26 protein-coding genes are annotated in these 22072 nt (G+C 46.7%); 20 read left to right on the forward strand and 6 right to left on the reverse strand.

Annotated features, from left to right (window positions below; genetic code table 11):
* The first annotated feature begins 3 nt into the window (after window positions 1-3).
* The 3 genes from IE181_RS11830 to cutA are packed head-to-tail and all read left to right on the forward strand — an operon-like array spanning window position 4 to window position 2002.
* Complete coding sequence (locus IE181_RS11830; protein WP_229819395.1) at window positions 4-609, forward strand: ABC transporter permease; 606 nt, start codon at window positions 4-6, stop codon at window positions 607-609.
* A gap of 38 nt (window positions 610-647) precedes the next feature.
* The gene (locus IE181_RS11835) at window positions 648-1679 is read left to right on the forward strand and encodes a COX15/CtaA family protein (protein WP_191253212.1); all 1032 of its coding nucleotides are present in this window, start codon (window positions 648-650) and stop codon (window positions 1677-1679) included.
* Window positions 1676-2002 carry a divalent-cation tolerance protein CutA gene (gene cutA, locus IE181_RS11840; protein ID WP_191253214.1) on the forward strand — a complete coding sequence of 109 codons (327 nt, stop codon included), beginning with the start codon at window positions 1676-1678 and terminating at the stop codon, window positions 2000-2002. Before IE181_RS11835 ends, cutA begins: the two co-directional genes overlap by 4 nt.
* Before the next feature lie 24 nt (window positions 2003-2026).
* Here cutA and IE181_RS11845 read toward each other — a convergent pair whose 3' ends face one another.
* Window positions 2027-2989: a nitrilase-related carbon-nitrogen hydrolase gene (locus IE181_RS11845; protein ID WP_191253216.1), complete on the reverse strand. Its 963-nt coding sequence runs from the start codon at window positions 2987-2989 to the stop codon at window positions 2027-2029.
* A 197-nt stretch (window positions 2990-3186) separates the two neighbouring features.
* On the reverse strand, window positions 3187-4200 hold the full coding sequence (locus IE181_RS11850) for an NADP-dependent oxidoreductase (protein ID WP_191254230.1): 1014 nt from the start codon (window positions 4198-4200) through the stop codon (window positions 3187-3189).
* Between the two features lie 287 nt (window positions 4201-4487).
* Between IE181_RS11850 and rplM the strand changes: the two genes are divergently transcribed.
* The 12 genes from rplM to IE181_RS11910 all read left to right on the forward strand — a co-directional run bounded on the left by rplM (window position 4488) and on the right by IE181_RS11910 (window position 14948).
* Window positions 4488-4946 carry a 50S ribosomal protein L13 gene (gene rplM / locus IE181_RS11855; protein ID WP_191253218.1) on the forward strand — a complete coding sequence of 153 codons (459 nt, stop codon included), beginning with the start codon at window positions 4488-4490 and terminating at the stop codon, window positions 4944-4946.
* Between the two features lie 5 nt (window positions 4947-4951).
* Window positions 4952-5431, forward strand: a complete 480-nt coding sequence (rpsI, locus tag IE181_RS11860) for a 30S ribosomal protein S9 (protein ID WP_191253220.1) — start codon at window positions 4952-4954, stop codon at window positions 5429-5431.
* 42 nt (window positions 5432-5473) lie between these two features.
* A complete protein-coding gene (locus IE181_RS11865) occupies window positions 5474-6124 on the forward strand; it encodes a hypothetical protein (RefSeq protein WP_191253222.1) in 651 nt (216 codons plus the stop codon).
* Between the two features lie 164 nt (window positions 6125-6288).
* On the forward strand, window positions 6289-6693 hold the full coding sequence (locus IE181_RS11870) for a DUF4399 domain-containing protein (protein WP_229819400.1): 405 nt from the start codon (window positions 6289-6291) through the stop codon (window positions 6691-6693).
* A 2-nt stretch (window positions 6694-6695) separates the two neighbouring features.
* Window positions 6696-7040, forward strand: a complete 345-nt coding sequence (locus IE181_RS11875) for a 5-carboxymethyl-2-hydroxymuconate Delta-isomerase (protein WP_191253224.1) — start codon at window positions 6696-6698, stop codon at window positions 7038-7040.
* Window positions 7041-7099: 59 nt separating this feature from the next.
* A complete protein-coding gene (locus IE181_RS11880) occupies window positions 7100-8497 on the forward strand; it encodes a M28 family metallopeptidase (RefSeq protein ID WP_191253227.1) in 1398 nt (465 codons plus the stop codon).
* A gap of 153 nt (window positions 8498-8650) precedes the next feature.
* Window positions 8651-10681, forward strand: coding sequence for a protein-disulfide reductase DsbD family protein (locus tag IE181_RS11885; RefSeq protein ID WP_191253229.1), 2031 nt, complete (start codon window positions 8651-8653; stop codon window positions 10679-10681).
* The gene (locus IE181_RS11890; RefSeq protein ID WP_191253231.1) at window positions 10678-11313 is read left to right on the forward strand and encodes a redoxin domain-containing protein; all 636 of its coding nucleotides are present in this window, start codon (window positions 10678-10680) and stop codon (window positions 11311-11313) included. The genes IE181_RS11885 and IE181_RS11890 overlap by 4 nt, the downstream gene beginning before the upstream one ends.
* 181 nt (window positions 11314-11494) lie before the next feature.
* On the forward strand, window positions 11495-12364 hold the full coding sequence (gene motA / locus IE181_RS11895; RefSeq protein WP_191253233.1) for a flagellar motor stator protein MotA: 870 nt from the start codon (window positions 11495-11497) through the stop codon (window positions 12362-12364).
* Between the two features lie 133 nt (window positions 12365-12497).
* Window positions 12498-13622, forward strand: a complete 1125-nt coding sequence (gene argC, locus IE181_RS11900; protein WP_191253235.1) for an N-acetyl-gamma-glutamyl-phosphate reductase — start codon at window positions 12498-12500, stop codon at window positions 13620-13622.
* Between the two features lie 14 nt (window positions 13623-13636).
* Window positions 13637-14239: a gamma carbonic anhydrase family protein gene (locus tag IE181_RS11905; RefSeq protein ID WP_191253237.1), complete on the forward strand. Its 603-nt coding sequence runs from the start codon at window positions 13637-13639 to the stop codon at window positions 14237-14239.
* A 106-nt stretch (window positions 14240-14345) separates the two neighbouring features.
* Entirely contained in the window at window positions 14346-14948 is a 603-nt protein-coding gene (locus tag IE181_RS11910; protein ID WP_191253239.1) for a superoxide dismutase, read from the forward strand.
* Between the two features lie 78 nt (window positions 14949-15026).
* Here the strand turns inward: IE181_RS11910 and IE181_RS11915 are convergent, their stop codons facing one another.
* A complete protein-coding gene (locus IE181_RS11915) occupies window positions 15027-15584 on the reverse strand; it encodes a urate hydroxylase PuuD (RefSeq protein WP_191253241.1) in 558 nt (185 codons plus the stop codon).
* A gap of 156 nt (window positions 15585-15740) precedes the next feature.
* On the opposite strand from IE181_RS11915, the gene IE181_RS11920 reads away from it, so the two are divergent.
* The gene (locus IE181_RS11920) at window positions 15741-16571 is read left to right on the forward strand and encodes a phytoene/squalene synthase family protein (protein ID WP_191253243.1); all 831 of its coding nucleotides are present in this window, start codon (window positions 15741-15743) and stop codon (window positions 16569-16571) included.
* Between the two features lie 99 nt (window positions 16572-16670).
* Here the strand turns inward: IE181_RS11920 and IE181_RS11925 are convergent, their stop codons facing one another.
* On the reverse strand, window positions 16671-16850 hold the full coding sequence (locus IE181_RS11925) for a hypothetical protein (RefSeq protein ID WP_191253245.1): 180 nt from the start codon (window positions 16848-16850) through the stop codon (window positions 16671-16673).
* 168 nt (window positions 16851-17018) lie between these two features.
* On the opposite strand from IE181_RS11925, the gene IE181_RS11930 reads away from it, so the two are divergent.
* Together IE181_RS11930 and IE181_RS11935 are read left to right on the forward strand one after the other, a co-directional pair.
* Window positions 17019-17918, forward strand: a complete 900-nt coding sequence (locus IE181_RS11930; protein WP_191253246.1) for a tetratricopeptide repeat protein — start codon at window positions 17019-17021, stop codon at window positions 17916-17918.
* Between the two features lie 61 nt (window positions 17919-17979).
* Complete coding sequence (locus IE181_RS11935; protein WP_229819401.1) at window positions 17980-18273, forward strand: chorismate mutase; 294 nt, start codon at window positions 17980-17982, stop codon at window positions 18271-18273.
* A 12-nt stretch (window positions 18274-18285) separates the two neighbouring features.
* Here IE181_RS11935 and IE181_RS11940 read toward each other — a convergent pair whose 3' ends face one another.
* Window positions 18286-18633, reverse strand: a complete 348-nt coding sequence (locus IE181_RS11940) for a TraR/DksA family transcriptional regulator (protein ID WP_191253247.1) — start codon at window positions 18631-18633, stop codon at window positions 18286-18288.
* A 90-nt stretch (window positions 18634-18723) separates the two neighbouring features.
* Here IE181_RS11940 and glpK point away from each other — a divergent pair, with 90 nt between their 5' ends.
* Window positions 18724-20217, forward strand: coding sequence for a glycerol kinase GlpK (gene glpK / locus IE181_RS11945; protein WP_191253248.1), 1494 nt, complete (start codon window positions 18724-18726; stop codon window positions 20215-20217).
* Between the two features lie 27 nt (window positions 20218-20244).
* Here the strand turns inward: glpK and IE181_RS11950 are convergent, their stop codons facing one another.
* Window positions 20245-21363: a porin gene (locus IE181_RS11950; RefSeq protein ID WP_191253249.1), complete on the reverse strand. Its 1119-nt coding sequence runs from the start codon at window positions 21361-21363 to the stop codon at window positions 20245-20247.
* A gap of 177 nt (window positions 21364-21540) precedes the next feature.
* Here IE181_RS11950 and IE181_RS11955 point away from each other — a divergent pair, with 177 nt between their 5' ends.
* On the forward strand, window positions 21541-22068 hold the full coding sequence (locus tag IE181_RS11955; protein WP_191253250.1) for a PepSY domain-containing protein: 528 nt from the start codon (window positions 21541-21543) through the stop codon (window positions 22066-22068).
* Window positions 22069-22072: the final 4 nt, after the last annotated feature.

The following is a 22072-nucleotide window of genomic DNA, read 5'->3' on the forward strand; positions in this document are numbered from 1 at the left end:
TTTTTGCAGTCCACTATCAACACATTGACGATTACTATATCAGCGCTTCTGGCTGCATTATTCAGCGGTATATTTCTGGCGCTCTGCTTTTCGCTTAGCAGGACATTTGAAGCGGCCTTTTATCCCCTAGCAGTTATCCTGCAGGTAACGCCTATCGTCGCAGTGGCCCCGCTAGTGCTGATTTGGGTGGGTATTGATAACGTCAATCGTGCCCTGATCATTATTGCATGGCTTGCTGCATTTTTCCCAATTCTAAGCAATATGTCAGCGGGTTTAAAGTCAGTGGACCGGACACTGAATGATCTGTTTAAACTCTACGGCGCCAGTAACTGGCAACGGTTTCACTTACTGCTGTGGCCAACAGCCATGCCGTATTTACTGGCAAGCCTGAAGGTAAGCGGAGGCCTAGCTCTCATTGGAACCGTTGTAGCAGAGTTTGTCGCTGGCTCTGGGGGCGCGCAAGGACTTGCATGGCGTATACTCGAGGCTGGAAACCGCCTTCAAACTGAAAAAATGTTCGCTGGCCTGCTGTTACTGGCTATCATCGGCATGATTATATTTTATGCCTTCTCACTACTTGAGTACCGCTTGTTGAAATACAGAAGATAACACTTGTCCAGCGGTACCTTTCGGGCTAGCAAGGTCCTATGAAAAGTCTGATTGAAACTACTGATCCTAATAAAAGAGCCATAGGTATATGGCTTCTTTTTGTTGCATTTTCCGTTTTCGCAATGGTCGTTGTAGGAGGGGCTACCCGTCTTACTGAATCTGGCCTTTCGATGGTTAATTGGAACCCTGTCACAGGCGCCATTCCTCCCATTACGCAGGAAGAATGGATGGAAGAATTCAATGATTATCGGACAAGCCCTGAGTATAAGATCAAAAATGCGGGAATGTCGCTCGAAGAATTTAAAGGCATTTTCTATTGGGAATGGGGACACAGGTTGCTGGGTCGTCTGATAGGCGTATTTTTTCTTGTTCCCTTTCTATACTTTCTTTGGCGCAAAAAAGTACCAGAAGGATTAACACCACGACTGTTTGGCCTGTTTATCCTTGGAGGCCTTCAGGGAGGCCTGGGATGGTATATGGTCAAATCAGGCTTAGTGAACGAACCAAACGTCAGTCATTTTCGTCTGACGGCACATCTGTCCCTAGCTTTAATAATTTTCTCTGCATTGCTATGGACAGCCTTATCGCTGGTTCGAGAAAGCTATGAAACTGTTTCTGACCGCTTCAGAAAACTCACAATATTCACCCTCTTTATTCTGTCGCTGCAGATTATTCTTGGAGGGTTTGTTGCCGGACTGAAGGCTGGTTACATAATGAACACATGGCCATTGATGGAGGGTCAGTTTGTTCCTGACGTCCTATTTGCCATGGATCCTTGGTGGTCTAATCTGGTTTCAAACGCTGTCACACTACAGTTTAATCATAGAATGGGCGCATATTTGCTGTTCGTGCTGGCAGGGCTAATCTGGTACATGGCGAGATCAGAAAGCAGGGCGGTCCAATCCGCCGCTAATATGCTCTTCGCGGTTATCATCTTACAAATAATCATCGGTGTTATCATGTTACTAATGCATATCCCTGTCAGTTGGGGCACTTTCCATCAGGGTGGCGGTGTTGTAGTTATTGGTGCACTGTTAAATCTAATTCATAAAACAAGGGGGCAAGGGTGACTTCAACCGATATTGTGACACTGTATGTAATGGCAGAGAATGAAGATGCTGCGGTCCATATTTCGACTGCGCTTGTACGTGGTAAATTGATTGCCTGTGCCAATGTGCAGCCCGGAACACGGTCTATTTATGAAGCAAACGGCCTTATCTCTTTAGAGAATGAAGTCAAAGTAATCATGAAAACAACGAAGGAAAAAGCACCAGCAGCTATAGAAGAGATCAAAAACCTTCATAGCTATCAGGTGCCTTGCATCACCGTATTGCCTGTTATTGATGGCAATCCTGAGTATTTTGAATGGGTCAGAAATCAGGTAGCGGACTAGCAAATAAGTGCTTCAATCATATCATCATTGAAGCCAAAGATTATATAAAGCTGCGCCGTCATCACCATTTTGACCAACATGTTGGGTATCGCCCTGTTTGATAAGTGCACGTCCACTCCCTTTAATGTCCCAAAGGGTGCCTTTTAGGAAAACAGTCATACCATACTCGGCTATCTTTGTGTGGTCCGGTTGGGTCAAGGTATACGTCTGCCAGGCTTCCCCTTCGCTGATACGGCCCACATCCGCTTTCCAGCCATCAAAGGCAGGCTGATCATCCCGATAGCCTTGCCACGGCATCTCCCAGCTTTGATCAGAGAGAAAGGCTGGAACAATAATAATATCCGGGCTGGCAGACTTTACCGCACCGTATGTGTCGGCAAACCAGCTATCGGCACATATCAAAACAGCAAAGTTAATCTCGCTTGCAGAAAATGTCGGTAAATAGTCGGCTACACCTCGCCGGATCAGGCCCACTTCATCCGTGACAGGGTGAACTTTTCTAATAGCATCAACCATCGGCTTTCCGTCGGGACCAAAGACAAAGCCTGCATTAAATAAAGGGCCGTGGCCATAGGACAATGTCCGGTCAAACACGCCGGGCGTCATCAGGATAGAAGACCCTGCCACCAACGTTATCTGATACTTTTTCGCCAATTCCCCGAAGATATCATATTGCATTTTCGCCATTTCAGAAGAACGTGATCGGAATAACGCTGCTTCAACCTTTTTATCTTCCTGGTCAAAAATTATCAGATTTTTTAATATCTGCAGGGGATGCCACGCAGCGATATAACTTGAAGCAGACGTTAGGGTTGAAGCGTTATAAACACGGCTTTTCTGATCTGACGCGACAAGCCAGGTGCCAATATGCTCAGGCAGGACTACAATCGTGTTTTTCTGAAACCAGCCTTCTTTCTTTGCGCGCCGGAAATACAAATCCAGCTTTGTCTGAAAACGCTCTGCAGTCGCGTAATCGAGAGGCTCCATAAAGGGTTCAATGCCAACGACGTTTCGCGCCGAGGGGGTACCATATGATTCAATATGCTGAATATAGTCCTTTGGCGGCTGATCCAAATCAGGGGCGAAACCTGGCCATAAAAAATAGCTATAGACCGCTACGCAAAGGAGAAAGGCCCCCAAAAGGACCTTTCCCAATAGTAGTAAACTTTTGCGCAAAAACCGCATTAATCGTCGGCAACTTTGATTACTTGCTTACCGAAATTTTTACCCGACAGCATATCAAGGAATCCTTGCGGAGCATTCTCGATACCCTCAACCATGCTTTCTTTATAAGAGATTTTACCGTCTTTCAGCCATTCAGCACAAACCCCAAGCCACTCCTTGCAAGCATCCGGATAATAGCTAACAATAAAACCTTCCATTCTGATTGCCTTGCCGATCATCTGTGTCATATTTCTAGGAGCCGTTGAGACCTCACTAGCACTTTTGGCATTATAGTCAGCAATCATGCCGCAGACTGCAATCCGTCCGAACATATTCATGTTGTTCAAAACGGCTTCAAGCATAGGACCGCCAACGTTTTCAAAATATACATCGATGCCTTTTGGATTAGCCTCTGCAAGGGCTTTATTCAGGTTATCGGCAGTTTTATAGTTAAAGGCCGCGTCAAACCCCAATTCCTTCAAATAGGCTACCTTGGCATCATCACCCGCTGACCCCGAAACATGGCACCCCATATTTTTTGCGATCTGGCCAACCACCTGACCAACAGCACCAGATGCCGCAGAAACATAAACATTCTGACCCTTCTTCAGGCCCGCAACAGCCGTCAAACCAACCCATGCAGTCTGTCCAGGCATACCTAAAATTCCAAGATAATATGAGAGAGGAGCAAGAGAAGGATCGACTTTGATAAAGCCCCCGCCATCTGTGACCATATATTCGGCCCAATTGCCCATGCCTACAACATAGTCACCTTCGGTAAATTTGTCAGAATTGCTTTTTTCGACCTTGGCAACAATACCGCCCTGCATTGGTTTGCCCAGTTCAAAGGGAGGCACATAACTTTTCGTATCATTCATACGACCCCGCATATAGGGGTCTACAGACAAATACAGTATCTTTAACAGTATCTCGCCGTCACCAGGGGTCGGAACAGTGGAATACTTCACTTCAAAGTCGCTCATCTCTGGCCATCCTTTTGGCCTTTTGATCTGACATACTTCAATATTGGACATAATCATAAACTCCCTTAAATAAATTAATCGTTTCCATTACTTCATTTATTTCGACCATACACACAAATGTCAACTGTCATAGCACTAGAAATGCATGTTTGCGGATGGGGTATTTAATTACCTCTTTTTTATCATTCTGATTTTATTGTATTTTTCGGGAATAAGGTCATTTTTTAGTGATTGACTTCTGTTGAAAGATACATATATTCGCGCCATTGATTCAGTGGGTAAACCACATGACTGTAACGCCGGATTGTTCCGGACATTATAAAACAAGGCGTATTGCAATGAAAACTTATTCTGCAAAACCGTCAGAGATCGAAAAAAAATGGCTCGTAGTCGATGCTGAAGACCTGGTACTTGGTCGTATGGCGCAGGCGATTGCTGTTGTTCTCCGCGGAAAGCACAAGCCAACTTACACACCACACATGGACTGTGGTGACAATGTAGTTGTTATCAATGCTGACAAAGTAAAGCTGACTGGTAAAAAACGTTCCGACAAGATTTACTACCGTCACACTGGCCACCCAGGTGGTATCAAGTCACAAACTGCTGGCGAAATCCTTGATGGTCGTTTCCCAGAGCGTGTTGTAGAAAAAGCCGTTCAGCGCATGATCCCGTCTGGCCCACTTGGTCGTCAGCAGATGCGCAACCTGCATGTATATGCTGGTAGCGAACACCCACACGTAGCGCAGAAGCCAGAAGTTCTGGATGTTGCTGCAATGAACCCGAAGAATAAGAGGTAAGGATCATGGCAGACCTTCAAGACCTTAAAGAAATCACTGGTGAAGCTGCTGTTGAGGCTGCTGGTGCAACTGAAGAGCGTAAGCCAGTCGTAGACGCGCAAGGCCGCACATACGCAACTGGTAAACGTAAAGACGCTGTAGCTCGCGTATGGATCAAGCCAGGTACTGGCAAGATCACTGTAAACGACCGTGACCAGGAAGTATATTTTGCACGTCCTACACTGCGCCTGATCGTTGATCAGCCTTTCCAGGTTTCAGACCGCGTTGGCCAGTACGATGTTATTGCAACTGTTAAAGGTGGTGGCCTGTCTGGTCAGGCTGGTGCAGTCAAGCACGGTATTTCTGTTGCACTTCAGCGTGCAGAGCCTGAGCTCCGCGCAGCTCTGAAGACTGCTGGCTTCCTGACACGCGATAGCCGTGTTGTTGAACGTAAGAAATACGGTAAAGCAAAAGCTCGTCGCTCGTTCCAGTTCTCCAAGCGTTAATCGCAAACAGAACTACAAAATTTATGGGGGAGGGTCGCTATTATGGCGACCCTCCCTCTGTTGTTTTTATATCAATTTATTTTTACGAATACTGCTTCCATTATTTTTCAAGGAATGCAGTGTAAATGCTGGTACTTTGTTATGGTCCCTCCGCTATTAAAGTCTGTGGCTACTACCCTGAAAAACAAGATTTCAGGATTTAAACTATCCTATGACGTTAATGAACGTCGCAGCTCGCTCCTACCTGCTGAAAGAAACCTGCTTCACATTATGGACAGTATGAAAGCGCCAAAAAGCGACCGGATTGCAAACAGCGCATTTTCACCACAGCCACTGCAAGCACTGTTACCGTTTATTTCCAAAATTCAGGTAGCTTATACGAGTGAAGGAAAAACCAAAGATTTCATCAGCAAGGTCTCTGGCAGTAAAATCACAATCATGTACGGCGAGTTAACTGGCAGCAGTTTGAGCAACATGAATGACAATACATTCACCCGGCGAAGCAGGCGCTTGCTGGATGCAACCGTAGAGGCACAGAAACCTGTTTTAGCGACGTCCAGGGAGCATTCAACATCATTGCCACTATCAGGAATAAGATGCCTGGCTGTACCGCTGTTTGACACTTCGCTCACGACGGTTACGCATATCGTACTACTGATCACACCTGGCAGCATTCAAATGCATTCACCTTAGATAGCATTCTCTTTATGTATAGGGCCATAATAGATCGGATTAGGGCCTATTCTGCTATCTACTTGTACTGATGCATTAAACTACTTATACCTTTTGTTGCAAATTGTTGAACGATACTAGGCGAATATCCTTCAACAAAATTCCAAAGCACAAAGGGGAAGACAGTGTTTAAAAAAGTACTAATTTTAGCAGCTATGCTTATGACATCTGCCACCATTTCAGCGGATGACAAAGCGTCAGTATATTTCATTGGCATCAAAGACGGCGATACCGTTCCTTCAACATTCACAGTCAGGTTTGGTTTAAACGGCATGGGCGTTGCACCTGCCGGCGTTGAGCAGGACAATACTGGCCATCACCACTTACTGATAAATACAGAGATGCCAGATCTGTCTGAGCCAATTCCGATGGATGATAATCATCGACATTTTGGTGGTGGTCAAACGGAGGTCACAATAACCCTTCCAGAAGGGAAACACACACTCCAGTTACTGCTGGGTAATGCATTCCATACCCCCCATGCACAGCCAGTGTATTCTGATCGCATCACTATCACTGTCAAAGATTAGTTATGCCACATATTATCATTGAATATAGCGCTGATATCGAGAAGTCGGAATCAGCACAAAAACTGATGCAAACTGCGCATGATGTTGCCATGGAATCTGGTCAATTTGGCGAAGCAGATATCAAAGTGCGTACGTTGCGGTTCGATCAGGCACTGGTTGGCGGCAAACCTGATTCATTTCTGCATGTCACCGTACAATTACTGGACGGCAGGACTGACGACGTCAAGAAGGCGCTGACTATGGCGATGATTGATGGCTATTCACGTTTAAACCTGAAGCTTGGCTGTTTGTCTGCCAATGCACAGGATACGATCAGGGCAGTATATTCCAAAACAACACTGCCATAGAGCGAATTAAATCGAGCGAACAAAATACAAACGTTTGATCAAAGAATGGGGGCAAAACCATGAAAAAACTCTTCATACTACCAGCACTTTTCGGGCTGTCCTGCACGAGTGTTCTGTCATCTGAGGGGCCACAGCCCCCCCTTGAAGTCGAACGTATTCATAAGATGGTCAGCGATGTATCTGCTGACCGAATTGAGAGTGACATCAAAACACTGGTTGGTTTCGGCACCCGCCACACCCTGTCCGAGACGGAATCCAATACCCGAGGTATCGGCGCTGCAAGACGCTGGATTGAAGCCGAATTTAAAAAAATAGCAGAAACCTGTGTCGCTGATGTAGATGTCATCACTGTGTCAGATACTGTTTCCGGACGTCGCATTCCAGAACCGACAGAAGTTGTAAACGTCATTGCAGTACAAAAAGGAATTTTGGACCCTGACCGTGTCATCATGATGTCCGGAGATATTGACAGTAGAGTGTCAGCCCCCCTTAACAGTGTAGATGATAGTCCTGGTGCAAATGATAATGCATCAGGCATGGCCGGCACAATCGAAGCATTACGCGTTCTGTGTCAGACTAAATTCCCTGGCACGATTGTTTACGCAGGATTATCTGGCGAAGAGCAGGGCCTGTTCGGCGGGAAAATTCTTGCAGATTATGCCAAGACGCAGGAGTGGCGCGTAATGGGCGTCCTGAATAATGACATGATAGGAAATATTCAGGGAATTAACGGGGTGATTAATAACACTACTGCCCGTGTCTTTTCTGAAGGCACCCGATTTTTAGAGACAACAGAAGAAGCCAGAATAAGACGATATTCTGGCGGGGAAGTAGACAGCCCCAGCAGAAACCTTGCGCGTCTGATTGACACGATTGCCGACAGATATATCCCAAATCTGGATGTCATGATGATTTACCGTTTGGACCGGTTTGGTCGCGGTGGTCATCACCGTCCGTTTAACGAAGCAGGCTGGCCAGGTGTTCGCATTATGGAAACCAACGAAAATTACAACAGGCAACATCAGGACCTGCGGACAGAAGATGGCATAAAGTTCGGTGATACACTAGACGGTGTTGACTTCAACTATGCTGCGAAACTGACATCCCTGAATGTCGCCACCCTTGCCCAGATAGCAGGATCACCACCATTTCCAGTGAACGTTCAACTAAAGGGTGCCGTCCGTCCTTCGACTACAATCAGTTGGGATATGCCCTGGGAAGAACGTCAGATGTCTAACCTGCGTGGTTTTCGTGTTTATTGGCGACTAACGACTGATGCGAACTGGCGCTATAGTCGATATGTCGACTTGAACCAGCGCTCTGTCACATTGGAAAATATTGTGATCGACAACTACTTCTTTGGCGTAACAGCAGTAGCAAATGATGGATTGGAAACACCTGTCGTATTTCCGGGCCCTATGGGGGCGTTTGAAAGTTTAAAGCCCGATAATGATTAGAAATCATTATCACAAGTCTGTGAGTAGAAGTGACATGCTGGCAAGCAATTCGGTGATATACCGTCCGTAAAGCGTATCTTGTTGGAGTAAAGGCTGGTGATAAATACTGTTCTGCGAACTTTTTGGATTTTGCTTTGCGCCTCGTTAGTTACCGTGCAAGCGAGTACGGTTGAATATGCCGACACGCATAGTGATATTGAACTAATTGCCGAGGTCAGTAGCGCACAGCCAGGCCAGACCTTTACACTTGCTGTTACATTCACTCCTAAAGAGCATTGGCACACATACTGGAAAAACCCCGGCGATAGCGGGGCCCATCCAATCTATGAATGGCAACCGCAAGACGGAATAACTATTGGGTCCCCTGACTTTCCTGCACCAGAACGACTGCCGGTTGGCCCCTTGATGAATTATGGCTATTCTGGTTCAGCAACTCACTTACTGCCAATAACGATTTCTCCTGACTTCAGTGGCGGTTCAATCGTCCTGTCAGGTGGTATCGAATGGTTGGTCTGTGAAATAGAGTGTGTCCCACAGTATAAAGACGTCAGTCTGGAGATACCCGTCGGTGACGGTGCAGTAGATGTGAGCGTGACTGAAACATTTACACAGGCGCGGGCAGCAATGCCTGATCCATCATACTATGACACGGAACTATCACTGGACGACAGTGGTGTAACGCTAAAGGTAATGATGGCTCCATCAGAAACAGCAACGTTAGTAGATGCCTATTATTTCCCGGCACAGGAAGGGGTTCTATCTTACGCTGCGCCTCAAACACTGACCATTCAGGAAGACGGAACAGTCACTCTTCAGTCCAGTCGCAGCAATGGGTCGCCGCTACCAGACAGTGGCGCCGGTGTTCTAAAACTTTTTTATAGTGACGACACGCAGCAGAGCTTCACCATCGAGCCCAAGTTCACGGCACCAACACTCAATACAGATAATAGTCCGGTCACTTCGTCAACGCCTGCACTGAATGTTCCCGAATTGCCCCTATGGCAAGCACTGATGTTTGCACTGGTGGGCGGATTGATCCTGAACTTGATGCCATGCGTGTTCCCGATCCTTTCCTTGAAGGCATTTGCCTTCATCAAGACAGGTGATCATTCGATTGCAGAGCGCCGTGCCGAGGGCTGGTCCTATACTGCAGGAATCATGATCAGCTTTCTTCTGATTGTTGGCCTATTATTTGTTCTTCGCGCTGCAGGGGCGTCAATTGGATGGGGATTTCAACTGCAGGAACCAGGCTTTGTAGCCTTAATGACACTGATCATGGTGTTAATTTCTGCATCTCTGCTGGGCTTGTTTAATATTCAAACAGGACTAGAAGGCGCGGGGCAGGGGCTAACCAGTCAATCAGGAAACAAAGGGGCATTCTTTACAGGCGTTCTGGCCACACTGGTGGCTACGCCGTGCACAGCCCCTCTGATGGCACCTGCTATAGGCTATGCTCTGACACAACCTTTCTTTGTTGTCATACTTGTCTTTATGGCGATGGCATTTGGTCTTGCGCTCCCGTTCCTGCTTTTAAGTCACAGCAATACGATTGCACAAAAGCTGCCGCGACCAGGCCCATGGATGGAAACAGTTAAGCAAGGCATGGCATTTCCAATGTTGCTGACTGCTGCATGGCTGATTTTTATATTCACCCAGCAATCTGACAGTGCCGCACTATTCATATTACTGGCAGCAATTGTCGGGGTCATATTTGCGGTATGGCTATGGCAACAAGGGCGTTCAAAAGCCCTAAAGGTTATTGCGCTCACAATCGGTATATTCTGTACCGCTGCAATTATATGGCAGCCCCGCAGTACTGAAACAGAAACTGAGTCTACCGACACTCTTTCATACAGCGTAAATAATCTGCAAGACGTGCTGCAGAGCGGTGATGCTGTTTTTGTCTATTTCACTGCTGACTGGTGTATCACCTGTAAAGTCAATGAACAGGTTGCTCTCTTTCGTGACCAGACAATAGACTTGTTTAGGGAAAACAATATTCAACTAATGAAGGGTGACTGGACAAACCGGAATAAAGAGATTGCCGATTTACTGGCAAGTTATGGCCGGGCTGGTGTACCGCTTTATCTTTACTATCCCGCGGGATCAAAAGAACCTGTTATTTTGCCAGAAGTGTTAACAACTGGAATAATTCGCGACACTATTGAAGGAGCAGGCCAATGAAGATACTAAAAATACTAACCGCATCAATCGCTGCACTTTTTATTGTATCAGGTGTGCCGTCATCTGCCAGTGGACCGGTTGTGGGCCAGCCAGCACCTGATTTTACCCTTCAGGACATGACAGGGGAAACTGTCTCCCTTGCGGACTATCGCGGTAAGCCCGTTATTCTTGAATGGACAAACCATCAGTGCCCATACGTTCGCAAACATTATGCAACTGGTAACATGCAAACACTGCAACGCGACCTTACAGAGGACGGGGCAGTGTGGTTGACAATTATCTCATCTGCGCCCGGGAAACAGGGTCATGTCACTTCTGAAGAAGCACAGGAACTAACCACATCACGCGGAGCGTATTCCACGAAGGTTCTCTTTGACCCGACCGGTGTAACCGGCAGGGCATATGAAGCAAAAACAACGCCGCAAATGTTTCTGATCGATATAAATGGCCTTGTTCAATATATGGGTGCAATAGACGATCAGCCATCAACGCGTGTTAGTACGCTTGAAGGTGCTAAAAATTATGTCATGGAAGCATGGACCAGCATGAAGGCTGGTGAGGCTATCTCTGAAACATCAACCAAGCCATATGGATGTTCGATTAAATATCCGGAGACTGAAGGCTTTAAATAAGCGGTATTTAGATCAGCATCGGCCCTATACATATCAGTCGAGAAACATCAAACAAAAGGGATCCATCCAGGTCCCTTTTTTTCTTTATTACCAACTCTTTATTAACACTATTGATTAAAAATCCCCCTAATGTAAAAGTAGGAATAGTAAAAACGGGCTCCAACAGGCAGGCACATAACGTATGTTTTTCATTATCGGTCTTGTAGTAGTGATGATCATGGTCTTCGGCGGCTTTACGCTCGCTGGTGGTAAATTCGACATTATCATCAAGGCTGCACCATATGAATTGATGATGATCTTTGGCGGTGCGATTGGTGCCTTTGTCTCAGGCAACGACGGCGGCATTATCAAAGGTGTCATGGGTGGTCTGGGTAAGGTTTTCAAGGGACCGCAATGGAAACCCGAAGACTATAAAGACTTATTATGTCTTTTATTCCTCTTAACGAAAACCATGAAATCGAAGGGCGTTGTGGCAATTGAAGCCCATATTGAAAACCCTCACGAATCCCGCATTTTCAATCAGTTCCCTAAAATTGAGGGGGACCATCACGTTGTTGAATTCATTTGTGATTATGTCCGGATGATGACAATGAGCTTTGAAGACCCCATGCAGTTTGAAGATGCCATGAATGCTGACCTTGAAAAACATCACAAAGAAGAGCATGAATCACAGCATGCCCTGCAAACTATGGCTGACGGCTTGCCCGCGATTGGTATTGTGGCAGCGGTTCTTGGTATCATTAAGACGATGGCCGCGATTTCCGAGCCAGTTGAAATCCTTGGTGCTATGGTAGGCGGTGCCCTTGTTGGTACGTTCTTGGGTATTTTCCTGGGCTACCTGATCGTAGGACCAATCGCCAACCGACTGAATTTCATTCTTGCACAGGATGGCCACTTTATGAATCTGGTGAAAGTAGTTCTCGTATCGCACCTGCAGGGGAACGCACCGCAGATTTCTGTGGAACTGGGCCGACGTATGTGCCCGTCACCGTGTATGCCAGGGTTTATCGAACTTGAAGAAGCTCTGGCAGAGTTGCCACCTGACGTTTAATCAGCTTTTGCCAAATAACCAAAGCTGGTTATAGGCAATAGGACAGTCAGAATTTCTCTTGTTCACATAACAGACGACCAAGCGTACAATGATCATTGTACGCCCCGCTCATTTAGAATACGGACAGATCATCATGTCAGATAAAAAGCTTCGCATCGGAATTCTTGGCGCCAGTGGGTATACAGGCGCAGACTTAATCAGATTGCTTGTGGCCCACCCTAATGCAGAAATTGTTTTGATGACAGGTGAACGCAAGGCAGGGCTGCCTATTGAGAGCGTTTATCCGCACTTAGGTGGATATGGCTTACCAGACATGATCAGCATTAATGATATTGAATGGCCTGCTGTCGATCTGGACGTTGTTTTTTGTGCCCTTCCGCACGCAACAAGTCAGCAGGTCATCAATGGCCTAATGCATTCGGTACAACATTCCTTGCTGGAAGAACTGGTCGCAGAAGGACAGGATGATCTGGCCAACCAGATCAATACAGAGGTTAAAATCATTGATCTGTCTGCCGATTTCCGCCTGCGAGACACTGAAACCTACGCAAAATGGTATGGTCATGAACATCAGGCCCCGGCATTACAGCCACAAGCCGTCTACGGCTTGCCTGAGATTTATCGAGAACAGATCGAAACTGCAAAACTGGTTGCATGCCCTGGCTGTTACCCGACCGCGGCGCTGCTGGCCCTTATCCCGCCGCTAAGAGCCGGTGTAATATCCCACAAAGACATCATAATTGATGCCAAGTCAGGCGTATCAGGCGCAGGGCGCTCGCTTAAAGAAAGCAACCTTTATGTTGAAGTTGCCGAAGCCATGCATCCATACGGCCTTGGTCACCATAGACATATGCCGGAAATAGAACAGGAATTGTCTGTTGCCTCAGGTGCTGACACTGTTATCAGTTTCACGCCTCACCTTGTCCCCATGAACCGGGGCGAGCTTGAGACAATCTATGTTAAGCTAAACAATGGTCAAACCGTGCAAAGTCTGCGTAGCACGCTTGAACAAACTTATGCCAATTCACCTTTTGTACGTGTACTGGAAGAGGGGATAGCCCCTGCCACACGCATGGTACGCGGCTCCAACCACTGTGTCTTAAACGTATTCCAGGACCGCCAAAGTGACCGAGCCATTATTGTTGCCGCCATTGATAACCTTGTTAAAGGCTCATCCGGCCAGGCAATTCAAAATATGAACCTTATGTTTGGACTACCGGAAACAACTGGCCTGCTGCAGGCTCCAATGTTCCCATAAGGAACCAGCACATTATGCCAGGTAACAAAGCTGATTCTTCTGGGCCCTTAAGGCGCGAAACTGATCTGGGAGGTCTACTGACCCCTTTCGCAGGGAATTGGCCTGTTCTGCATGAGGATACTTTCGCTTTTCACGGAAGCCAGATTGTAGGCAATGTCACAATTGGTAAAGGGTCCAGCGTTTGGCATAACTGCGTACTGCGCGGGGATGTTAACGACATTACCATTGGTGAATATACCAATATTCAGGACGGTACTGTTATTCACGTCAGTACCCGCACCTATCCAACACGCATTGATGATCATGTCCTAGTCGGCCATATGGCTATGTTGCATGGTTGTCATTTAAAAAACTACAGCTTTGTGGGGATTGGTGCGATCGTGATGGATAACTGCACGATTGAAGAAGACGGCATGTTGGCTGCGGGCGCCATGCTAACACCCGGCAAGACCATCGGCAGAGGAGAGCTTTGGGCAGGGCGTCCAGCGAAGTTTCTCCGCATGGTGTCCGAGAAGGAACTTTCGCGCAATCGTCAGATGGGCATGCACTATTACAAACTGGCCCAGCAACATAAAAAGGATTCCCTGGGAATAGAGGTTGAAAAACCCTATCCATAATCCTACATAGAATTTATCAAATTTCGGAAATATACACCGTATATTTCTCTTTTCTCTGCGGTGCTTTCTACCGCTTTATTCACGTTGACTAAGAAGGGTTTTTATTATGTCTTTTTCTTTGCCTGACCTCCCATATGCTGCTGATGCACTCCAGCCACACATTTCAGCTGAAACGCTCGGCTTTCACCACGGCAAACACCACAATGCCTATGTAACAAACCTGAACGGCCTGATTGAAGGTACTGATCTCGCAGACAAGTCACTTGAAGAAATTATGGTAGCTACCGCTGGTGATGCGTCCAAAGCAGGCGTGTTCAATAATGCAGCACAAGTATGGAACCACACATTCTACTGGAACAGCATGGCTCCTAACGGTGGCGGCAAGCCATCCGGTGCTCTTGCTGAAAAGATTGACGCTGATTTCGGCAGCTTTGACGCTTTTGTAGACGCCTTTAAGACAGCAGGTGCAACGCAGTTTGGTTCTGGCTGGGCTTGGTTAGTACTGAAGGACGGCAAACTTGAAGTTACTAAAACTGCTAATGCTGAGTGCCCGCTGACTGACGGTGCTACACCTCTCCTGACAATGGACGTTTGGGAGCATGCTTACTATCTTGATTTCCAGAACCGTCGCCCTGATTACATTGCGACATTCCTTGAAAGTCTGGTGAATTGGGACTTTGCGGCTGCTAATCTCGCAGCTGCTGGCTAGTTTAAGCAAAGACTGAAAATGAAGTAGGGGCTGGAAATATCCAGCCCCTTTTTTGTTACGCTCGCATCTATTGATGATTTAATGCGACATCCCGACCATGCAGTAAAGCATAGGGATGGAAAGCAAAGTGTTTGTCCGGCTAAACAGCATTGCACGGCGTGCGGCTGCTGGTTTGGCATCTGCCTCGGCCTCTACAATACCCAGTGCAATTTTTTGCGATGGCCAGATCACAAACCAAACGTTAAACCACATAATGATCGCAAGCCACATTCCAACACCAATCAAACGTGCTGAGCCGTCAAGTGTTAGCGCTGCGACAAGATATCCAGCATCATGTGCAGTCCACAGACCTGTAATCAATGTCGCCATTGCAGCCCAGCGAAACCAAAATAGGGCCGCAGGAGCAATATGCTTTCCAACGGCTGGTTTCAGCTCATCAGGGATTGACGGCATCGTCGGTATCTGAACGAAGTTAAAATACCAAAGCAAACCAATCCACATCACGCCCGATAGCACATGCAAGTATCTGGCATAAAAGAATGTATAGTCTTTAGTCGCTATACCAAAAGCAACGGCCACAGTTACAACTATGCCTGCAATAACCGTATTACGTAAATTTTCCAGAATGAAACCCATTTGGTAATCCCCCTTTGTTTTAGTACCCGCCCCCGGGTCGCAACAAAGTGTACTATGAAAAATATCGAAACTCAAATTTCTAACAATTTCGGTAAAAATAACGGGCAGGGACAGGTTTCCCTTGATTTCATTATAAAGTGGTCTAAACGTGCGTTCATGGTACATACCGAAATCAAAACTGACTATTGCCAAAATCTGGTTAGAGACGAAGATCCAGACAGATATCTTGCGTGCTTATTCGCACCGTCTTTTGCCCGCGATGATATTTTTGCTCTGTATGCATTTAATCAGGAACTGGCAAAAACCAAGGAAACAACGTCGGAGCCAACCCTGGGGGAAATACGTCTGACCTGGTGGCAGGAAACTCTGGACGGGATTACAGCCGGACATGTGCGTGAACATCCAGTAGCAATTGCTGTATCGAACATACAACGATTACCTAAGATTATACCGCTTCTGAGCCAGATTATAGATGCACGACGCCTGGATATTTATGCTGATGGTCCTGTCGACATGCAGGCACTTATCACCTATGTCCAAAGAACTGGCGGCGATATATTACAAGCTGCTTGTCTACTTGAGAATGAAAAAGCCACGGATAGCGATCTGCAGAACGCGCAGGATATTGGTGCGGCTTTTGCCATGACCGGGCTCATCAGGGCCAGCATCTGGCAAGCAGCAGCAAACACACATTTTCTGCCACAGGACCAGAAGAAGGCAGCTTCACAGTCGTCAGGCGATACACTGACGAATATTTCTCCCATCCTCGATCAGATGCTCTTCAGGTCTAAAAACTGGCTGACTAGTGTTCGTACACGCGCACCAAAAGGCAAGGGGCATATCTTTAGGATAGCGACCATTACACAAAGGTATATCACTGACCTGGAAAAACGCGGCTATGCAGATGTTTCCAAAGCACCGCTTTCGCCAATCACGCCGGGTGTCATCCTAAAGCATATTGGTTTTTCGCTAGTCTCAAAATACTGATTTTTAAATCAGATGAACCCATAGCAATAACAAAAGCCCGCTCTAATGAGCAGGCTAAGGTCAACAATATTAAATTGTAAGTCGTGACCGGGTCGTCTTTTATGCCTGAATATCCACCCGTTCGCCAACACCACTTCCTGTATCGGACGGCTCAATTTCTTTCCGTTCGATTTCAGAATCCTGAGACTCTCTCCGCTCATTAACAGCCGATTCCGAACCGGAACGACCAGCGGACTGAGCAACCTGACCGGCAGCAGACGCTGTACCTTGAATATCCATAGTGCACTCCTTCCATCTACAGAAACATCAGTAGATTCATTCAGCAAGGTGCATAATACACCAAACTACGTTAACAACCTATAAAAATCAGGATCAAATTTTATTTATCTGTACCTATCGGCTTGCTATACAGCTATGAAGAACAGGGTAGGGGCGTGGAAGGGTATTATGAAAATGCACATTCTAAGAATAATCAGCTTGGGGATACTCTGCATTGCAGTCACCGCCTGTACGACAGGCCCGCGCGGCGATCGGAATTCTGTTGTAAGCGGCATGGGTGCAAAACAAGACCCGGAAGGACTGGTAGAGGTTGGCAAGGGTTTTGAACGTGCAGGGGATTATGTTGGCGCATTATCCATGTATCAACAAGCCCTGCAAAAATCCCCCGAAATGATCAAGGCCCAGCTTGGAATTGCCCGTGTCCTTGACAGCGCTGGTCGCGCTGATGAAGCCGCCTCCATCCTACGCCGACTGGAAGGGTTGCACCCAGAAAACAAAGCCATCAAACGACAACTGGCTTTTACTTATGCCAGCATGCGGAGGTTTGATGCTGCGCTCGCCGTTGCAACCAAACTAATAGTCGACGCTGAATACACACCCATCATCCATACTGAAGACGGCATGCCCACTGAAACCGGTGATTTTCTCCTGCTTGATCTTGCTGGAAGACTATCAGAGGTAACCGGCCAGTCCGCAAATGCGAGGGATTTCTATGATAAATCTTTGGCCATAACACCAAGCGCCCTTCAACCCGTGCAGCATTTAGCACTTTCATTCGCGCTCGACGGAAATTTTGACACCGCAGTTGCCATGCTGCAGCCACCGCTTAGATTCCCTCCGACCAAAGAAGACGCCCAGCGCACACTCGCATTGATTTATGGTCTTTCTGACCAGCCCGAAGCTGCGTATGAGATCACTCGCGCTCTTGACGGCATGGAGAAAGCCGCGGAATCTCGCAGCTTCTACATATTGCTGCCTTCGCTACCCAAAGCCATGCAGGCTGAGGCAGTGCTGTTCGGCGGCTTAGAAAAGGACAAGCTGGATCAATATTTTGAAAATGTCTCTTGATCCTAACGGCTACGCCCGGTAATCAGGCGCGAATACTGTCTAGAAACAACGGAAAAAACCTGTGAAAACCTGCCAGAATATGAATGAAGTTCGCGAGGAAATTGATGCCCTTGATCGGGAGATCGTGCCCTTATTGCTCAAGCGTCTTCACTATATCAATGAAGCTGGTCGCATTAAAGCTGACCGCAATACAGTAAGAGACAGTTGGCGTGTTGAAGACGTTGTTTCCAAAGCAATAGCAACAGCACGTAAAGAGCAAGGTAACGAACAATATATCGAAGATATTTATCGTAACCTGATCGAATGGAGCATCAATCATGAATACTCCATTTGGGACAAAGAGCATTCAGACTAAAAACAGTCTACATCAGGATTGCTTCGAGCAGTTTGTGCAAACTGATACTGTGGGATCAAGCTCCAGCCTCTTCACCGCAATATCATCACCACACGTGATACAGTAACCAAATTCTTCTTCTTCCAGTCTTAGTCTGGCTGCCTGAATTTTAACGAGGCTTTGCTTTCTTCTCGCAGCAATGGCCAAATTCATGGCTTGCCCTTGCATAGCATCCATTCTGGACAAACGGCCAACGGAGGTCTGATCAAGTTCTACAGGCTTTCTACTATCCTGGGATGCTTCATCCAGTGACAGAACCTCTTGCTCAAACAAATCCAGTTTATTGGACCAATACTCTTTATCAATGATAAAATCTTTCATACTGTTAGGCTGAAGCAGAAGTAGAGTTTCGTCAACTCTGCTGAAATTAAATCTAATGCGGACGCATCTTAAAGCATGGGGAGCTGTTGTATGGGGGAAATCCTGCTAGCCATTGATCAAGGGACAACAAGTACACGGGTGCTTGCCTTTGATGCGGAACAATTGACGGTGAAGGCTGTTCACCAGATTCCTCTGAAACAGTATTACCCGTCCAACGGCTGGGTGGAACATGATGCCGAAGAAATATGGCAGGCAACAGTTACCTGTCTAAAAACTGTTCTTGAGCAATTGTCTGAGACAACTGACAGCGACACCCCCACGAGCATAGGCATAACCAACCAGCGGGAAACTACTGTTCTGTGGGATAGAAAAACCGGACATCCGGTTCACAAAGCAATTGTTTGGCAGGACAGGCGTACTGCAAGTCACTGTGAAGAATTATCAAAAGACACCAGACTTTTGAAAGCCGTCAAAGAACAAACTGGTTTGCTGCTAGACCCGTATTTTTCTGCAACAAAGATAGCCTGGATACTGGACACTCATCCGGACTTAAGGCAACAGGCTCAGAATGGGGACATTCTCTTTGGAAACATAGAGTCGTATATCTTATACCGCTTAACCCACGGTGGCTCGCACAAAACAGATGCCACCAATGCGTCACGCACCATGCTATGCGACATTCGTCAGGGTACGTGGTCAGAAGACCTGTTGAATGTGTTCGATATACCAAAAACAATGATGCCAGAGATCTGTGACAATACGCATAATTTTGGGTCTATATCCAGCGGACTGCCAGGAGCAGGGTTGCCTATTTACGGAATGGTCGGTGATCAACAAGCTGCCGCAATTGGACAAGCCTGCACACAAAAAGGCAGCATTAAGAGCACCTATGGGACTGGCTGCTTTTTACTGGAAAACACAGGACAACAACTTGTTTACAGCCAAAACCGCTTATTAACTACCATTGCCTATCAGACCGTTGGAATACGGTCGTATGCACTGGAAGGCAGCATTTTTAATGCTGGTACAGTCATCCAGTGGCTGCGTGACGACCTTGGAATATTGAAGTCCGCCAGCGAAAGCGAAACTATTGTCTCTGAGCTGGGTTCTACTGATGGTGTGTATTTTGTTCCAGCCTTCACAGGTATGGGGGCACCGCACTGGGATGCAGACGCCAGAGGTATGATAACTGGCCTCACCCGGGACAGTAAGGCCAGCCATATTATCAGGGCAGGCCTGGAATCTGTCGTTTACCAAACCAATGATCTTATATCAGCCCTGATCAAGGATGGGGCCAGCAAGCCTGGTATTATACGCATAGACGGTGGTATGGCCGCTAATGATTGGTTTGCTCAGTTTCTGGCCAATATCTGCGACGTCAGGGTGGAGGTTCCCCGATCGCTTGAAGCAACTGCCATCGGTGCTGCACTATGCGCAGGAGTAGGCGAAGGGCGCTGGCCAACACTAGCTGATGCTGCAAAAACTGCCACGATGGAAAAGTCCTTCAAACCTGTGATGACTAATGATGAACGCCAAAATTTGTTAAGTGGGTGGCATAAGGCAGTCGCACGCTGTCTTCTGTGACCGGCAGTGTACGAACAAAACTATTGCTCAAAACAGCAGAACAACTCTGGCGGTTAGCGCGTTAACATGATCTGGCCCAGCTATACCATCCACCCAAGATCGCCCACCTGAAAAACTGAACTTTAAATAGTTAGAGGGATACATATTTACCGCCCCCTCCAGAGATGTGATTGACTGCTCCGAAGACATCTCTTCTTTGGCATTAGCATAATCCAAACGTGCTGCCACTTCTAATGGGAAGGGAAGGGACGTTGTGCTGTCCTTCTCTAAATAGGGCTTATTGACTTTGCCTTGTGGTGCCTCCATGCCGCGCTTACCACCCCAAAAGTAGCTCCCCATAACATACCCGCCCATGATAGAACCGGCATCATGATCCAGCACAATACCTTCCGCCACCATTAACAGATGCCCTGTAGATACGGCGACATCAAGTTCGGCCAACCTGTCTGAATGGCTTCTTGTCTCAAGCTCAATAAAATCACCGAATGCACGGGTTTTTGCGCTTGCATCATATTTCAAACCGCTATCGCCATTGCCGTACCATGCACGTTGCCGAAGAGAGCCACTAACCAGAACCAGCAAAGGACTATCAGTGGTATCTAGCCTAAACATGTGGCCTGCACGCGCAATATAGCTTCTAAAGTCCTGTTCACCGTCATCGAACAGTTGGCCAGAGAAAACGCCTACGCTCCAATAATCATTATTAGTTTGATCAGATGCCTGAATACCAATGGACCGACCAATACCAGTAAGTTCATAAAAAGCCGGACGGCTATTGAATATGGTATAAGGACTGCCTGTTGTGCCTGCCATTCCAAAACCGGCTCGCATCTGCCCGATTTCAACTCGTATTGCTTTATCAAACCGCGCTGTGAGCTTTTTAATATCAAACTTGCTGCCCGCAATGTCCCACTGTCCTTGCAACAGAGTATCATCAGTAAGTTTGTAATTTGTTCTTAGACGAAATGTACGAAGTTCTGTTTCACTAACAGAGGCTGTGTCCGTTTTGCCGTATGTGGTGTCAGCAAAAGCAAGAAGCCCAAGGGTCAGGTTATCAAAAACTGATTTGTCCTGCGCCAAAGCCGAACCACATAAAATTCCTGCAAGACAAACCCCGGAACCTACTCGATATAACAGACGTCCCACAAAGCCCCCTCATAACCATTTCCGCCGTTGACCTATAAGGAATCAGCAAAATTCGTCAAGAAAAAACAAAATATGATATATTATTTCATTATCCTGTGCTTGACCGACTTTACAATTAAGTCGTCCGACCTATAGTACACGCTATAGGGAGTTTAGTTCTAAGTTTGGGGATGTCACTTGAAGCCGCAAGTATTGTTTCGCCAGATCCATCATTGGGGATCCATTATTTTTGCTATTCCAGTCGTGATAGTGCTTGTCACAGGAATTTTGCTGCTTCTAAAAAAAGATATTGAATGGATCCAGCCCGCTACAGCCACGGGCATTAACCGTGACGCAATCCCCATGCAGCCAATACATGTCTTATTTGAAAAAGCCAAGACAGTGAAAGAGGCTGGCTTTACTGATTGGGCGTCTCTTGAAAGAGCTGATCTGAAACCCGGCAAGGGATCTGTAAAATTCGTATCTTCCTCAAACTATGAGGTCCAGATTGATACTCACACAGCCGAAATTCTGGCTGTAGAATACAGACGTTCGGACATAATTGAAAAACTTCACGATGGTAGTTGGTTCGCTGATTGGGCAAAATATTGGATATTTTTACCCTCTGGAATCCTGCTTTTTATACTATGGTTGACTGGTATTTATCTATTTTTCCTACCACACTACAAGAAGTGGCAAAAAAGGAAGAAGAAACGCAACGTGTAACTTA

This window comes from Kordiimonas sediminis (genome assembly GCF_014656395.1).
Lineage (GTDB): Bacteria > Pseudomonadota > Alphaproteobacteria > Sphingomonadales > Kordiimonadaceae > Kordiimonas_A > Kordiimonas_A sediminis.